Source organism: Bacillus sp. AY18-3, assembly GCF_008042305.1.
Taxonomy (GTDB): Bacteria; Bacillota; Bacilli; order Bacillales; family Bacillaceae_G; genus Bacillus_A; species Bacillus_A wiedmannii.
Window position 1 is genome coordinate 70,792 of sequence record NZ_QKQR01000014.1, and the last position, 16,721, is coordinate 87,512.

At 31.8% G+C, this 16,721-nt stretch carries 15 protein-coding genes and 1 pseudogene; 10 read left to right on the forward strand and 6 right to left on the reverse strand.

Features of this window, described 5'->3' with window-relative positions; genetic code table 11:
• Positions 1–51: 51 nt before the first annotated feature.
• Positions 52–1,434 carry a HAMP domain-containing sensor histidine kinase gene (locus DM800_RS14105; protein WP_147787063.1) on the forward strand — a complete coding sequence of 461 codons (1,383 nt, stop codon included), beginning with the start codon at positions 52–54 and terminating at the stop codon, positions 1,432–1,434.
• Positions 1,435–1,776: 342 nt separating this feature from the next.
• Here DM800_RS14105 and DM800_RS14110 read toward each other — a convergent pair whose 3' ends face one another.
• Positions 1,777–4,725 carry a Tn3 family transposase gene (locus tag DM800_RS14110; RefSeq protein ID WP_147787064.1) on the reverse strand — a complete coding sequence of 983 codons (2,949 nt, stop codon included), beginning with the start codon at positions 4,723–4,725 and terminating at the stop codon, positions 1,777–1,779.
• Positions 4,726–4,913: 188 nt separating this feature from the next.
• Between DM800_RS14110 and DM800_RS14115 the strand changes: the two genes are divergently transcribed.
• The 3 genes from DM800_RS14115 (at position 4,914) to DM800_RS14125 (ending at position 6,728) form a co-directional block, all read left to right on the forward strand.
• Complete coding sequence (locus DM800_RS14115) at positions 4,914–5,519, forward strand: recombinase family protein (RefSeq protein ID WP_147787065.1); 606 nt, start codon at positions 4,914–4,916, stop codon at positions 5,517–5,519.
• 21 nt (positions 5,520–5,540) lie between these two features.
• Complete coding sequence (locus DM800_RS14120; protein WP_147787066.1) at positions 5,541–6,266, forward strand: HEAT repeat domain-containing protein; 726 nt, start codon at positions 5,541–5,543, stop codon at positions 6,264–6,266.
• A gap of 168 nt (positions 6,267–6,434) precedes the next feature.
• Positions 6,435–6,728 carry a hypothetical protein gene (locus DM800_RS14125; protein WP_147787067.1) on the forward strand — a complete coding sequence of 98 codons (294 nt, stop codon included), beginning with the start codon at positions 6,435–6,437 and terminating at the stop codon, positions 6,726–6,728.
• Positions 6,729–7,129: 401 nt separating this feature from the next.
• Here DM800_RS14125 and sdaAB read toward each other — a convergent pair whose 3' ends face one another.
• The 3 genes from sdaAB to hemA all read right to left on the reverse strand — a co-directional run bounded on the left by sdaAB (position 7,130) and on the right by hemA (position 10,203).
• Entirely contained in the window at positions 7,130–7,789 is a 660-nt protein-coding gene (sdaAB, locus tag DM800_RS14130; RefSeq protein ID WP_147787068.1) for an L-serine ammonia-lyase, iron-sulfur-dependent subunit beta, read from the reverse strand.
• A gap of 270 nt (positions 7,790–8,059) precedes the next feature.
• Complete coding sequence (locus tag DM800_RS14135) at positions 8,060–8,974, reverse strand: DMT family transporter (protein ID WP_098103633.1); 915 nt, start codon at positions 8,972–8,974, stop codon at positions 8,060–8,062.
• Positions 8,971–10,203 carry a 5-aminolevulinate synthase gene (hemA, locus tag DM800_RS14140; protein WP_147787069.1) on the reverse strand — a complete coding sequence of 411 codons (1,233 nt, stop codon included), beginning with the start codon at positions 10,201–10,203 and terminating at the stop codon, positions 8,971–8,973. Before hemA ends, DM800_RS14135 begins: the two co-directional genes overlap by 4 nt.
• Before the next feature lie 890 nt (positions 10,204–11,093).
• On the opposite strand from hemA, the pseudogene DM800_RS14145 reads away from it, so the two are divergent.
• Positions 11,094–11,678 (forward strand): annotated as a pseudogene (locus DM800_RS14145) (transposase); the annotation flags it as partial.
• Between the two features lie 432 nt (positions 11,679–12,110).
• Here DM800_RS14145 and DM800_RS14150 read toward each other — a convergent pair.
• Positions 12,111–12,410: a hypothetical protein gene (locus DM800_RS14150; protein ID WP_147787070.1), complete on the reverse strand. Its 300-nt coding sequence runs from the start codon at positions 12,408–12,410 to the stop codon at positions 12,111–12,113.
• Positions 12,411–12,976: 566 nt separating this feature from the next.
• On the opposite strand from DM800_RS14150, the gene DM800_RS14155 reads away from it, so the two are divergent.
• The 5 genes from DM800_RS14155 to DM800_RS14175 all read left to right on the forward strand — a co-directional run bounded on the left by DM800_RS14155 (position 12,977) and on the right by DM800_RS14175 (position 16,230).
• Positions 12,977–13,885 carry an acyl-ACP desaturase gene (locus tag DM800_RS14155; protein ID WP_147787071.1) on the forward strand — a complete coding sequence of 303 codons (909 nt, stop codon included), beginning with the start codon at positions 12,977–12,979 and terminating at the stop codon, positions 13,883–13,885.
• Between the two features lie 217 nt (positions 13,886–14,102).
• Positions 14,103–14,564: a CarD family transcriptional regulator gene (locus DM800_RS14160; protein ID WP_162862846.1), complete on the forward strand. Its 462-nt coding sequence runs from the start codon at positions 14,103–14,105 to the stop codon at positions 14,562–14,564.
• 555 nt (positions 14,565–15,119) lie between these two features.
• Positions 15,120–15,284 carry a BC1881 family protein gene (locus tag DM800_RS14165; RefSeq protein ID WP_000827566.1) on the forward strand — a complete coding sequence of 55 codons (165 nt, stop codon included), beginning with the start codon at positions 15,120–15,122 and terminating at the stop codon, positions 15,282–15,284.
• Between the two features lie 272 nt (positions 15,285–15,556).
• Positions 15,557–15,790 (forward strand): hypothetical protein, encoded by a 234-nt coding sequence (locus DM800_RS14170; RefSeq protein WP_147787072.1) that lies wholly within the window; start codon positions 15,557–15,559, stop codon positions 15,788–15,790.
• Positions 15,791–15,984: 194 nt separating this feature from the next.
• Positions 15,985–16,230: a YuzF family protein gene (locus DM800_RS14175; RefSeq protein ID WP_147787073.1), complete on the forward strand. Its 246-nt coding sequence runs from the start codon at positions 15,985–15,987 to the stop codon at positions 16,228–16,230.
• Positions 16,231–16,297: 67 nt separating this feature from the next.
• Here DM800_RS14175 and DM800_RS14180 read toward each other — a convergent pair whose 3' ends face one another.
• Complete coding sequence (locus tag DM800_RS14180; protein WP_048567261.1) at positions 16,298–16,573, reverse strand: hypothetical protein; 276 nt, start codon at positions 16,571–16,573, stop codon at positions 16,298–16,300.
• Between the last annotated feature and the right edge of the window lie 148 nt (positions 16,574–16,721).

A 16,721-nucleotide genomic window follows, 5' to 3' on the forward strand; every position in this document is an offset into this window, starting at 1 on the left:
AATCAAATCATAAAAATATATCGAGGCATAGGATTTAATATGGGGGAAGTTATGAGTAAACTGGCTCAAAAATTATTTATAAATATATCAATTACAATCTTTCTTGTTTTTACACTGTCATTATTAGTAACAAATTATTTTTCACCTAAATATTACTTATATAAAACGAGAGAAAAAGTTAATATTGTGACGACACAAATACAAAATCAATCAAAAGAACAATTTATGAATAACATTCAAAATATGGAACAAAAATATAATCTAACTATTGTGTATACATCTATAACAAATAAACCAGAAGATTTGAGTGGGTCTTTACGTCAGGAACTTTCAAAGAAACGAGTTACATTAAATCGTTTTTGGATTGGAACAGAAAAATTAAAACAAGTAGAAAAATGTGGAAAAGATGGTGAACTATACGATCAAGAAAAATTAAAGTCCCAATACTTTGCTAATTTTCTCTCAAAAGGAGATATTTTTATTGTGGTAGGGGCATCTATGGCTCAATCTGATGAAATAATAAAGATACTTAATAATTTTAATATTTTTATATTGATCTTTACTATTGTTATTGTAATCCTATTAGTATGGATACAATCCAAAAAGATTACTGACCCTTTAAAGCAACTAAGTAAAGTTGCAAAAGATATTTCAAACTTAGATTTTAAACAGACTAATATAAAAACCAATGATGAAATTCAAGGTTTGGCTGAGAGTATAAATATAATGAGTAATAAACTATGCCAAGCCCATCAAAACTTAACTCATAGAAATGAAAATTTAAAAAGAGTTATGGGAGATATTACACATGAATTAAAAACACCTATTGCATTGATTAAAGCATACTCTCTTGGAATCAAAGATGGGTTAGATGATGGAACATATCTAGATACTGTTATTAAACAAACTGATAACATCTCAAATTTAATTGAAGAACTTTTAAAATTTGCAAAAATAGAACGAAATGAATTGAAAAAAGAACAATTTAATATAGTATCACAAATTAACAATATTTTACAAACGCATGAAATTGAACTGCAATCCCAAAATATAGATGTATTTTTTAAATATCCACAAGATAAGATGCTTATATTCGGTGATAAAGACAAAATAGAAATGGTTTTTAATAACTTTATTTCAAATGCAATTAGATATACAACAAATCAAAAAATAGAAATTAAGTTAGAGGAGTCTCGTGAACAGTTGTTGTTTAGTATAAAAAACGGAATAGAATTTTCAACTACAACTAAAATTGAGAAAATTTGGGAACCATTTTTTGTCTTAGAAAGCTCTAGAAGTAAAGACATATCTGGAACAGGTTTAGGTTTAGCGATTGTAAAAGGAATATTAGAAATGCATGATTTTCAACATGGTATTTACACTAGAGAAGATGAAATAGAATTTTATGTGTATATGCAAAAGAGCTTAGAATAAATTAATATTATCTAATTATCAGTGTGATTTAGAATGCAATCATAATAGCTTGTTTCTTTAAAAATTTGCATCTTATCAAGGATAAAAATATTATGGAACATGGAATGTATACCACGTACAGTAGGTGCTTTACGTGCAAAAAGGGTAAATATCTCAGAGAGTTTTTCGTAACATATAATCCAAATATTTACAAGATTTAAATAAATATTTCTAAAAATTCAATATATTTACAAAAAATACAAAAATGATACATTTAAGTTGTAACAAATATGGGGTACAGCCGAGATACGTGTAAAAATAGGTCATAGACTTACTTTTATTTCCATCTACGACCTATTGAGGTTATACGGGGATCGTTTCTTCTATTGGATGAGGGATTTTCTGTAGATCAATTACATAATCCCCAAAGCGTTTTATATGTCTAGTCATATAAGGACTCAATGTCTCTAAATCTTGGCGAGAAAAGCGATAACCTTCTTTTTTTAGTTGCCACAAAATCATAGTGATATCTACTACATTTTGAAAAATTATAGAATTGGTGATTAAATCATTATATTTAATACGTTTTTCCTGTTCGATTGGATCATTTTCCGTAATAATACCATCACCTCCAAAAAACAACCATTTTGAAAACCCATTATAGGCTTCTACTTTATTGGTACTAGCTGTAATTTGTTCACGTAATTTCATATCTGAAATATACTGAAGTAGGAAGATTGTTCGAATCACTCTTCCAAGCTCTCGAAACGCTTGATATAATCGATTTTTTTTACTATTACTACTTAATTTTCTAAGAAGCGTTGAAGGTAATATCTTCCCCATTTTAATGGAAACAACCACTTGAAATAAGTCTTTCCAATGTGTTTCAATTAACCCCCAATCAATTACATCTTTAAATAAAGGGTCTATATGTTTATATTGCGTATGTTTATCAGGACGGAAAAACTTAAGATCCTTCCAATTGCGAATTCTAGGCATAAGATGAATTCCTAATAAATAGGATAAGGCAAATACAGGTGTAGATTGTCCTTGTGTATCCGCATGAAGGGTATCTGGTTGAATGTCAGATTTATTTTTTAATAGTCCATCAATAATATATACTGCTTCCCAAACACCACAGGGAATGAAGTGACTAAAAAGAGCGATATAATTATCTGCAACATGATGATAGGCAAGTCCTCCATATCCCCCATAACGAATATGGTATTCTGATACTAAATTTTCTATATACATATCATGTTTTGTTCCATCAGCTGAAGCTACTTTTCCAGTTCCCCATAGTTTTGGCAGACTAAACGTATTATATTGATTTAAAACATCTTGAAGTGCTGCATTTAATTTTGGAATATGAATGTGTCTACGATTAACGAAAGAAAGCATGTGAGCTGTAATAGTATCACGCATATGTTTAGCCGTTTGTATTGGTCCTAAATTACACCCATATCCAAATGTAGTAACAATATAACGTTCCGTTGGATTTTCTAATTTAGGTTCAGATCCGGATAAAGGACCAAAATGTCTTGTCCAATGAGTCCAATGTTCTACATTACAAAGTATATCTAATACGGTTCGTTCTGGTAAACGTTGTATAATTTCTTTTTCTAACAATTTACTACTTGCAGATATATCTCTTCGTACTAATCGTTTTAAAATAGGCTCGCCATCTTCTGTTATAATTACCTGGCCATTATTCGGATAATTTAAATCAACTGAATTGGCGACAGAAGTTAACTGATGTTTCAGTTGTTTAACAAAATCAGTAGGCGATGAAGGGAAATTAAGTTCTTTACAATACTCCTGAACTAGCGGTTCACATTCTTCCCAAGGTAATAGTTGTTTCCTATAATCAGCATATTTTTCAGAACTTTGTACACTTACATCACCTGTCTTCAGTTCAGCAGCTAAATAGGAAAATATACAGATTTCAAGACGTTTACGATACAGTGAATTAGAATCTTTCTCCACTCGAAGAGTTTGTCTCCATTGCTCGTTTGCGAATGATAAATCAAGATCAGTAGGAAGATGTTCTACTCTTCGATTTTCATTTATCAATAAGAATTGTAAAGCTTTGATAAGAGAATCATCTTGAGTCGTTGAATCCAATTTTAATAATGAAATCAATCGAAATAAGGTCTTTCTATGACTATTGTAGAATTTTTCTAGTAGAGGAAGATAATTATTCCGGTTATACGCAGAAAGGGCTAAACAATTTTGCTGTAAAGATTCTATACCGCCTTTTTTTTCAAATAACTCGGTTATTTTACTTCCTATCATGTTCGTATCATCATACATATGAGTCGTATCTAAAACTTCACCTAATATAGAAATAAGGTTTTCACTTATAGAACGTTGCTGCTCTCGTAAAAGAATTAATTCTTCTTTTCCCCTTTTATGTATCCTAGCAATCCTTTTTAAAAACATATCTATCAAGTTATCTCTTGTTACAATTTGTGAGCGATAAATAACAGACAATAACAACATATACCTTTTGGCCATATGAAAGTCTTTTATTTCTGATGCATCTAAAGCTAGTGCTTCTGAAGCAAAGTGTTTAATTTTAGAATTTGGAATTTCTTTTAATAGTTCCTCGATATTCGACATAAAAGATGTAATAAAATCTAGCCTGCTTTGTAGCTCTTTCATATGAGATATTGAGGGGCTTTTAGGAAGTTCTTTAAAATAATGAAAACCAGAATACTGAGCTTCTTGTGAAGTATAAAGCAATTCATCAAGTTTATGTTTTTCTTGTTTTGACAACCGATTCATAACTGAATGACATAATTGATTGTTAACCAGTGTACGAACACGACGAGCAAGTCTATCTAAAGTACTGAATGCTGGTAGTTCATAACGCTCCTTAATTAATTCCTCAATTGCAACATTAATTAAATCGGGAGGATGATCCATCACATGAGAAGCGTTATAAATAGCTTTTGTAGCTACATGTAAAGCCCCTTTTTTAAATTCATATACCTGTAAATATTGACGAATTTCTTTTTGATGTCGATACATCATTTTTGGATTGAATTTAAGTTCTATTTCACCAGATATATTAAGGCATGATTGAATATGTTGAAGCGCCATTGGCGGAATATCCTTGGGTCGTGGAAAGTAGCCCAATCTTTGAAAGGACTTTAACATGACTAAACAAATAAAAACTGAATTCTCTCCACGTGCTACACGATGTGCGAATATATTTTCTTCGTGTGTAATCGTATAAACTGCTGCAAGTTCTTTCTTAGTTAAATTTTGTTTGAATCTTGGATATGCTGTGCGTTCAACTGAAGTCAATCTCATTCCTCCTAGTTCGAATTATGCTACAAATGTGTACCTATTTTTCATCTTACGATAAAGAGTTAAACCTTGTCTATTATGGGTAGACCCTAATCACACATTTGTGAATTGTTGAAAATGCTAGGTTTCAAGTGTATGATTAGGGTGTATGATAAAAAAGTGGAAAATGAGGTGAATTTTGAAAAATGAAAATTGCTTACGCTAGAGTTTCAACATTAGATCAAAATTTAAATAGACAGATACAAAGCTTAAAAGAATTTGGAGCGGAAAAAATATTTACGGAACAAAAATCTGGTGCATCTGTTCACAATAGAGAAGCATTTCAAGAGGCGCTACAATTTGTTCGAAGTGGAGATACATTTATGGTAGAAGCAATTGATAGACTTGGACGTAATTATGATGAAATTATCCAGACTGTTAATTACTTAAAGCAAAGGGAAGTAAAATTAATTATTACTAGCTTACCTATCATGGCAGAAGCAATTGGAAATTCTTTATTAGATAAATTTATTAAAGATTTAATCGTTCAAATTTTAGCTATGATTGCGGAACAGGAACGAACAGAAACGAAAAGAAGACAAGCACAAGGAATTTCAATTGCTAAACAGAAAGGTATCTATAAAGGAAGACCAACCACCTATTCTCCAAAAGCAAAAGATCCTCAAAAGAGGTTGGTATATAATCGCGTGGTTGAAATGTTAAAGAATGGCGAAGCTATTTCTCATATTGCAAAAGAGAATGGCATAACTAGGCAAACCGTTTACAGAATAAAGCATGCCATATCTAGTTAAGACAATTATATGGAGGTATAAATGAAAAGTTCCGATTCTCAATTAAAAAGTCGTGGGAAAATTACATTTGAAGATTTGCAACGCTATAACGATTACTCAAAGCTTGAATTATTAGAAATGATTAAATCAAAAGAAGCATATAAAAGAACTATCGCTATAAAATTACTATCAGAGAAAAAAGATTTAAATGATGATTTGATTCGTTTGTTTCTTCAAACTCTTACACAAGAAAATAAACTTTATACAAAAATTGAATTATGTGACGTACTTTCAAAAGGTAATGTTCAATCTGCTAAGATTATGGTCGAATATTTAGGACAGATAGGCAATAATCAACATAAAGTATTACCTACTAATGGTTTCAATAAGAAAAGTTATCCTTTGCCGAGGGACATTATCGCCAGAACTTTAGCCCATATGAAAAAAGAGATTTTACCAGTTTTATTGGATGTACTAAAGACAGATAATACTCTTGTAATTAGAGAAGTCATTGATGCAATAGGGTTTATGTGTTTTTACCAAAAACTACATTCAAATCATCAAATTATCGATGCACTTTTACTATGTTTAAAGACCAATTTCAAAGATGATATTATTCGATGGAAATTGGTTAGAGCTTTTGAAAGTTTTAATGATATCAATGTTATTCACACTCTTTTGGACATCGAAAAAAATGATGGTCAGCCGATTATAAGAAATGAAGCCAAAAGATCCCTGAGAATAATAGATAGCCGAACCGGAAATTGAAAAAGGACTTATCCTATTGATAAGTCCTTTTTATATCTCAATTATCAACAATATAATTTAACAAAAAAACCGATTTTAAAATCGGTTGGAAATAAAAGTAAGCCTATGACCTATTTTTACACGTATCTCGGCTGTACCCCAATATAATTTAAACAAGGGGGGATTTTTATGTTAAAAAAATTAGTAGTTGGAGTATTGGCGACTGGTATTGCTTTAACTGGAGGAATGGGGGCTTCGGCAGCAAGTATGGAAAAGCCAGAAGGTCCAGTAAGTTCTTTAAAAGCGGCCAAATGTGAGCTACCTTCTCACATTAAAAAGCTTTCAAATGGTAAATTTGAACAATACGTTAAGCGTTCTGATAATTATTATACTGAACCACTCTGTGGTGGTACAATGCATTGGTACTTCAAAGGTAATGCTCCAGATGGATATTCACGTTATGAAGGGCATCTAATTTTATAGAAATATTTCTATAGAAGTATTTTAAATAATTATAAGTCATATTTTTGGGATGGAAGATTCTAGGTTCAACTCTTTTTTGTTAGGTGAGCATGTATTACTACATATCACTATATGTTTCTCTAAATCCCATTTGATTAGGTTCTGTCTGATACTACAAGGTATCGGCAGTCATGGACACTGTTAATGGTTTTAAGAAAAATAAAATTTGATAGCCTTTCTGTAAAAGCATAAAGATGATATGCCTATGGTAGTAATAAAGAAGGGTATAAAATATTATTAAAAAAAGACTGTTGTAAGAAATGGACAAGTATATGAATTATATGAACTAAAATTTTGTTAAGAAAGGACACTCAATTGGGTGTCCTTTCTTGATTTATTAAATATCATACACATAATGGAATTTAATCTAAAATTAATGTTTGATGAATTCCTGATAATTTTTTAATTTTCCTAATTACTTCTGGAACTAATGGTTTCTCAGTTTCAATTATTAACAAAGATAGTTTTCCGGTTTCTTTTCTTGAAATTCTTACTGTATTAATATTAATTTTACATCTTGATAAGAGAGCGATTACAGAAGAAATCGTACTAAAATGATTATTATTCATAATAAGAAGGGCAGGGGTTGTATCGCGTAACTTTAGTTCAAAACCATTAACTTCAATAATTTTTACTCTTCCCCCTCCGAGTGAGCAAGCAATCATTTCAATTTTATCTTTCCCTTTATATAAGCAAATTTTTGCTGTATGAGAATGTATTGGTTTTGCAACCTCTTCTATACAATTAATTGTAATTCCTCTTTCTTTTGCGATTGTAAGTGCATTAATAATTAGCGAATCATCTATTTTGAAGCCTAAAGCTCCACCAACAATTGCTACATCTGCACCAAAAGGATGATTCGTCTTTTTAAATCCTCCATATAATGAAATTTCAATTCTGTCTGGTTCATGTGAAAATAGCTGTCGGATAGTATACCCTATTTTAACGGCGTCTGTTCCAAAAATATTGGGTGTTCCAATTGAAATAGGACCGATGATATCAAATACAGATCTATAGTTCATAATAGTTGGTTCCCCTTAACATTGTTAATGAAAGTTATAGACAATTAGCTTTCTTTTTCAAAGTATTATTAAATAAAAAAGAATTATGAGGTATTTAACATTTGTTCATAATAGAAGAAGTAAGTAGTTGGTATTCCACTTGTTGATTTGGAAACTTCTTTTGAAAAGTTAAGAAAACATACAGTATATGAACTAAAGTTATTAAATATCTCTTTCAAATATGTGTAAAGTATAGATAGACTTTACTATAAATAAAGCCCACAGGAGTTTTTAACTCCCTGGGCTTTCATTTTTCATAGTAATTCGGTTTCTATATGGTAAACGGAATCCTAGTGCGATTGCGGCTCCGGCACAACTAAATAAACACCCAAATAATAAGTAGAGTGTAGGTGATGATTCCCCAATTGCAACAGACGCAACGCCCCCAATTGCAGGGAAAAGTGCAACCATATAACTACTTACTGATGCACCAATACGCTCTACTAACTTAAGGTAGAACATCCATGCACCGAAGGAAGCAAATACAGTTAAAAATGCTAAAGCTCCTAGGTAAGAAACAGAAGTTGGTATTGTAAAGGTTTGTTGCTGGAAAACACAAACAGCAAGTAAAAGTATTGAAGCTACAATAAAACCAACACTATTTGAATAAACAGCATTAATCCCACGTCTTGCATTTCGAGCAGAAGCCGCGTCTCCAATTGCTGTAAGAACTGTTCCTAATACTGCAAGTCCTATTCCTTTTAAATCACTTGTATTAGAAGACCCCGTTGTTAGTAATGGATAAACCAATATAGAAACGCCTGCAATTCCAACTATTCCACCTATTAAAATTCGAGAATGAAGTTGTTCACCTAAAAATATGCGAAGTGCAATCGGTGTCAAAACTGTTTTTAGTGAAAATAGTAGCGTTACTAATGCAGCAGAAATCCAAATCGTAGCATAGTATAAACACAAATAACTAATAGCTAAGTTACATACCCCAAAAGTAATGAGAGGTAAAGCATCTTCACGGGAAGGCTTACCCTTTGGACGTACCACGCACGCAAGGACAATAAACATGAGTGCAGCTCCCACCAAGCGATAAGTTAATGATAGTTCAAGACTTACGGGTGTACCTTGGATTTTTACTACAATAAAGTTCAAACCCCATACTATCAAGCAAAATATATACATTAAAGCTGTCATGCAAATTCTACCTCAGCAACCTTTGCAAAAGGAATGTCGAAATAATTAAATACTTCTGTTAGTGCTTCAGCTAATTGCAAGATTTGTTCCTCAGTATGATTTGGTGTGACGTTAACTCGGAAACGCTCCGTACCTACAGCAACAGTTGGTGAGTTAATAGGTTGTAAATAGACATGATGCTGTTCAAGTAAACGTTGAGCAGCAGCTTTACATTTTTTAGCATCCCCAATTAGTACAGGAAGAATATGTGTCTCACTTGAATCCATAATAGGAATATTTGCTTGACCCATTGCATCTCTTAACATACTAGTCTTTTGATGTAGGGCATTTCGTTCACTGTCTGAAGATTTTAGGTGTTCAACACTAGCATGACAAGCTGCAACAATTGCTGGTGGCAATGAAGTTGTAAAAATGAAACCGGATGCAAAAGAACGTACAGCATCAATTAATAATGCTGAAGCTGCAATGTATCCTCCAATTACTCCAATACCCTTTGCCATTGTTCCTTGAATAAAGTCTAAACGATCTACAAGACCTAGTTCGGCAGCTATTCCTGCACCGCGGGGGCCATACATTCCGATTGCATGCACTTCATCAATAAACGTTAAAGCATTATATTGTTCAGCAAGTTCTATGATTTTTTCAATTGGTGAAATATCGCCATCCATTGAGTAAACGGATTCAAAAACAATGATTTTAGCTCGATCATGTGGTTGAGCTGCAAGCAATTCTTCCAAATGTTCAACATCGTTATGTCTAAATACCGCTCGTTCAACTTTTGTACTACGTATACCATTAATGATTGAAGCATGATTGCGTTCGTCAGAGAATACGATACAATTTGGAAATAAACGAAGTAAACATTGTAATGTCGCATCATTAGAACCATATCCTGTAGGGAAAACTAAGGCTGCTTCCTTACCATGCCATTCAGCAAGTGAGGATTCAAGTGCAGCATAATGATAATGTGTACCACCTATGTTACGGGATCCACCTGAACCCGCACCAAATGCTCGAATAGCATCGTGCATTGCTTCCGTAACCACTGGGTGTTGTGACATTCCTAAATAGTCATTACTGCACCAAACAACAACAGGTTCTGTATCTTTTTGACCATTTAAGTGTGCCAATGGGTATTGACCGCGAATTCGATTAATGGTAACAAATTCACGATATTGTCCACTTTCTTTTAATGATTGGAGCTTATTGCTAATAATTTCTGAATACATAACCTTACCTCCAAGAAAATTTTACGGTTTGAACCGTTTTATTGTTATATTCTTTTTATTAAAAGAATATAAACATGTAAAAAAATTCTAAAAATTGCTTTTTCATTATAGCAATAAATTACAAAAATAGTTAATGATATGTAAATTTACATATTTTTATTTCTATTAGACTGATATTATACAAGAGGTATTGTATATATAAATGGTACTAGTAATGTTTATTTGTAACAGACGGTATATTAAAGAAGTATGTGGAAGTATTGTAATGAGATTGGGAAAAGATAAGTAGGAAAAGTATAAGGAGTATGACATTATAAAACTTAGGAAATTCATAATGTTAGGCTAGTCTAGTATCATTGGAAAGTAGCAAACTTAATTATAAAAAATTTTGAGTATAGACATGTAAAATAAAAGGCTAACTTTTAGTATATTAAAACAGTAAACTTATAAGTATGATGGTTGAAGCAAGTAATCAAAAGAAATGGTAATAATTTAGGGAATGATTCATTAAGTTTTATGGAATAATACTGCGAAAATTACTTGAGTATGAAGAGGTGTAGAGGACTTATAGTCCTTTGATTTGGGGTATAAAAATGTAGGATAGATTTGTAAAAAATACAATATTTAATAGATAGGGGTTATAGTGCATGTCCATCAACTTAAGATTTCAAAGTATCCCCATAACGAAAATTTTATACCTCTACAGTTAATGAGCGATCTCATCAATAAAAAGTAAATAAAGTTGAGTGTCCTATTATAAGGGAGTAGTACTACCCGTAAAAGTTTAATTGGTCACAGCAACTTAAAAATTTTATAACACCCCCAATTGTACACTTTTTTGTTTTGGGGGTATTTGCTTTTCTTAGCTTGATGGCGATGTGGTGCTACCCCTATATAGACTCACATCAACTCAAATTCATAAACGTAGGAAACAACAAACTTATGTTGAAAAGAAAAAAGGAGTTACATACTCTGAAAAAAGTAAACGTCTAACAGAAATCAATGTTTATATTACCAACATTCCATGGGAAGTTGTTCCGATGGAACATATTCATGATATCTACCCTCTACGTTGGCAAATAGAGATTGTATTTAAAACATGGAAATCTCTTTTTGGTATCAATCGTTGCCGCAATGTTAAGCGGGAACGCCTAGAATGTCATCTTTACGGCCAATTAATCGCTATTTTTCTTTGTTCTTCAACTATGTTCAAAATGAGACAACTGTTACTACAGAAAAAGCAAAAAGAGTTAAGTGAATATAAAGCTATTTACATGATTCAAGATCATCTGTATTTGGTGTATGAAGCCCTACAAAAAAGTACTCAAGAAATAACAAAGGTTTTTCTCCAACTTTTTAATCTCTTACAAAAAAACAGCCGGAAATGTCACCGGTATGAGAAGAAGACAGTCTTTGATATTCTGGGCATTGTATATGAGTATAGTGGTTTGAGAAGGCAAAAGAAAGCTGCATAATTTTTTAAAATAATGCCTATCTAGGTTTATTTGGCATGTGCATTTTTAAGAGTGTACCTCTACTTTAAGGATATTTTAGTCCTAATGAATGAAAGTTCATTTTGTTTCTGTTCTTAAGTTGATGGGCATGTGACGGTACCCTTATGAGAAATCCTACTTTTTATCTGGTTGTAAGAATCTTGGAGTTTTTGCACCAGAATAGTATTATGTATATCGAGAAAAAATAAAAGACAACTCTAATTAAGAGTTGTCTTTTGTGTAATAAAATTCACAAAATCTGAAGATATACAAACGAATATAATACGTTATGGTTGATATTATAACAAAACCGAAGAGTATTGAGAATAAAAAGAATGGTGTAATGATTTTTTAAGGTTTTAGTTAAAAAAGCCTCGAAAATAAACCTTTTATAAAGGTTTCCTTTAAATATGATTATTGTATTTCGAGGGGTTCATTATAAATCTTAGCTATATATTTTACAAAATCAATGACGGGATAGTGTATGAGTGAACGGTGCTGCGTAAAACGAACCCCTGCTTTTTCCATTTTCGAAATGAGTTGTTCAACTTCCAACTCTTTTTGTTGTATTCTATTATAATTTTGATATACAATGTTTTTCCATTGATAGGAAGAGCCGTGAAAATAATTCTCTCCTTTTACCATGTGACTAAATATAATTTCTATTTTTTCTCTACGTTGTTTTTCCTTCATATGTGCTTCCGTTGACTGCATGCTTATCGCCTCTTCCCTTTGTGCTGTATACCGTTTCATAAAATTTGGTCTAACTCATCCATAGCCAATGTACATTGATCTTGTTGGGAATTGTCGTTTAAGGCTATCTAATCAACTATGTTTGTTTTTCAAGTGCTTAATCTAATATATTGGATTTTACATCTAAATAAGCTGATAGTGTGTATAAAACACTATCAAACTTTATTATAAAACGATTCTTTATAGGCATGCACCTTTTTACACTCACCAAGATTTACAACATGACGAGTATCTTCATCCATGAATGTTATTCTCTATTTACTGATGATCGTTTTTTTATCTAGGCTAAGCAATATACCGTATGCCTCAGAACCCCTTTTATAAAAAAGGACAATATATGTAACGGTTCCTCTTTTGATTTGAAAAAATCATATAAAAATATAGGGATCTTAAAGAGTTTTGTTACAAATTTGTTATGTTTGACTTAAAAAAAGGAAAGTAATATTTATTTGTAGAAAATTTTTAAGGATAAAAATGAATGTAAAAATAGAATGACTATCTATGATAAGAAAAGGGGGCACTTATATATGCTAACAAATGATTTAGATTTCCGATTAGAACCACGTTTAAAAGAACTGTATGAACAACATAAAATAAGAGCGCAGAAGATAGACTGGGGTTATCATGAGTTTTTACCATGGGATAAGGGAATGGACTTTAAAAGAGTTCCTTGGGATGAAAGTCAAGTTACTCTTCCTTCTGGCGTAATTACGGCTATTGAAACAGCTTTATTAACAGAAGTGAATTTACCATGGTTTACAACGTATTTATCTGCAACTTTTAAAGGATCCCTTTCTGTTATTACAGACTTTATTCATACCTGGACCTCAGAAGAGGATCAACATTCGAATTTATTGGAGACATATTTACTACTCACTCGAAGTGTGAATCCTAAACGAATACATGAATTAAGAAAGTCAGTCGTTGAGGGTGGATTTGAACCTGATTTTCACACACCAATCGAAGCAATGACATATACGACCCTACAAGAACTTGCAACAATGGTGTTTTACAATAATGTAGCTAAGGTGGCAAGTAAGCATGATCCAGATCTTGCTACATTATTACGCCGTCTTGCAAAAGATGAAACTCTTCATTATGCGTTTTATCGGGACGTCATTCGAACACATTTGGAGTTGGAACCTAATTATTGCTATCATATTGCCAATGTGATTAGGAATTTTAAAATGCCAGGTGCTGTCATGCCTGATTTTGAAAATAGAATGGCTGTAATTGCAAAAGAAGCGAACTATGGACCACTACAATATTTTGATCAAGTACTTGATGTAGTGGTTGATTATTGGGGGTTAAAAGACTTACGACCAATTGCACCTTTAGCTGAAAAAGCAAGAATTGAGATTTTGGAATACCACACAAGATTGAAAAAAATACGGAATCGATTTGGTCGTTTTCAAGGGAAAACTGATCTACGTTAATGAGTAGAGATTTCAGAATATAAGCGGGGAAATTCCCCTTCCCTTTATGGAAAATCTGACACACTCCCTATTGTTTTGGGGGTGTTTTCTACTTAATTTAATTTTTGTTAAAAAAGTGATTGACGATAAAAATGATTTTGTGATATTATAAAATATTTGATAAAAAATCAAATATATGTTAAGGTTAAGAAGGTTACCATATATGGAGGTGGATTATATGTTTCAAATTGGCGATAACATTGTTTATCCAATGCACGGAGCAGGTATAATTGAAGCCATAGAAGAAAAAGAATTCTCAGGGAAAAAACAACAGTATTATGTGATAAAAATGTCAATCCGTAATATGCAAGTCATGATTCCTACGGGAAAAATATTGAGTTCGAGTATACGACCAGTTACTGATATACTTGCATTAAAACACATTATACACATTTTCCAGCATGGAGAATCAGATGAATTACTGCCGTGGAAACAAAGGCATAAAGTGAACACGGACAAAATAAAAACGGGTGAAATACAAGAAGGTGCTGAAGTTGTACGTGATTTAATGCGTATGAAGAAAGAAAAAGCACTGAATACAAGCGACAAAAAAATGTTGGATAACGCACATGAATTTTTGATTAGTGAACTAGGATTAATTAAAGGGATCACTGAAAATCAAATAAAAAGTTTCTGTTAAGGTTCATTATAGATAATGTATTACATCTCCCGGAAATATCCTGAATTTTTCGGGAATATGATGATTATTAAAAGTAAATCATTTCAAAGACATTCAACTTCTTCAACTCACTTTTAGAGTAGAAACCTCTTTTGTTATTACTTCAATCTAATCCATTTTTATTTTTAAATTTCTTTTACGAACGTTCAAAGTTTCATTAAATAACTCGATCAAATAGTCACTTGATTTTTGCAATCCTGATTCACACTGGCACGGACAAGGAGCCGTAAGGATGAAAGAGAGGTAGGGCTTTCATTGTTTTAGGTATATATATCTAAGTCATTATTTCTAGAAGAAAAAACAATCAATCTCATCTCTATCTTTAAGAATTTTTACATTTACTGAGACAGTGAATAGTAATTGTTTATCTTCTTTTCATAAGAGAGATACGCGAGTTGGTAACATCTAAATATATGGTCAACGATACAAATTGATGGGATTTCTAGAACTAGAACCCATTTTTACAATTTATTTCACATAATAAGATTAAATGAAACAATAAGAAGGAGTGAAGATATGAAACGCATGCCAACGCAAGAATTAAGTAACGAGTTAAAGAAGCGGAAAGGGATTACTTCTATTAAGATTGAGCCTTATGAAAAAATTGAAGTTGGTGGAATTGTTGTAGATGGACCGGCTGTTATTTTAATTAATCAAGAATACCTAAAAATTGTTGAATGAAGAAAAGGATGATCCTTTACGAAAAGGGATGATCCTTTTTGTTTGCTGCAGTTAATATGGGATATACATAACTTTTATCTAATGTATTGGGGTTAAAAGGAAGGAGAGGGTCGGGATTATCATAATGGTAAGCTTAATATTGGTAGGATTTCTTTTTATATTATATAAATTAGTTGCTTAAAAAAACTAATTATTTGAACCGATAGATTGTTTTCTTTTTAAGGGTGAGATTTATTTTATAGGAAAATTGATAATTTTAAGGAGGAATTTAGATGTATGCAAGGAAACAACGCATAAAATACGAGAAGATGTCAAAGAACTATGAACGTATTTCTTTAGTTTCGTTTCTTCTATTAATTGTACTTGTTTGTAGTAGTGTGATTATCATAGAAGCTACAGGGGGGGAATATGGAGTGTTTTTGTTGGTAGCGATTTTACTTAACGCACGTATTACGAAAGAATCTCAAAAAAAGTATGAGCAGTATGCTAATAAAGGGCATATTTAAAATAATACATATTTTGAAAAGAACAACCTGAATGTACATTCAAAATATCCCTATATCATCACCTATTAACTAGCAAAAGGAACCTTATTAAAATGTTAGTTTCGTTCCTATAATGAATTATCCTTCTAGCATATTTAAAAGATTTATATCATATATTAAGAGAAAGAATGTAAGTTAGAAAGGAGTCTTATAGAATGAGTTATTTGGAGGAAAATGACTTGAGTGAACAAAATATGGTAAGTGTACCGAATCCCTACGTATATCAGACATTACAATCAGCAATTGGTAAACATGTGGTTATTGAAACTGTAAGAGGTAATGTAAGAGGTAATGTAAGAGGAAAGTTAAAGGATGTGAAACCAGATCATTTGCTCATTGAAGATACGGTACCGTATATTGTACGTATTCAACAAATTGTATGGATTATGCCAAAACAATGATTAAATTACATCTAATTTGATTTATAACAGATTGGTTTCATAGACGACCAAATAAAAACACAGGGTCTTATCTCTGTGTTTCTTCAAATTTTCGTTTTTGGATATATGCTTGAGCATGAATAATTTCTTTCTGCAGTTCTTTTAATTCTTCCGTAGATCCAGTTTCAATCCTCATGTACGTAGTAACTAGACTAATCATCATATCCATCTTCTCTACTATATTTTGAATGACCTGTTCAGCTTGCTCTTTTTTAGGGTGTTGTATTGCTATTAATACATTTTCTATATAATTGTTCTTTCTTTGCTGGATATCATAAATAAACTGTTTTGTGTTTGAGTTCATTTTTTGTTCCTCCATTTCGGATATAGTTCCATTCTATCATATCTGAATGGAAAATATTAGATTCCCCTATATTTACACCTCTCTCGTACATCTCCTCAAATATACAAACTAATTCCTTAACGTACAGAGAACTAATCGAAATGTGTCA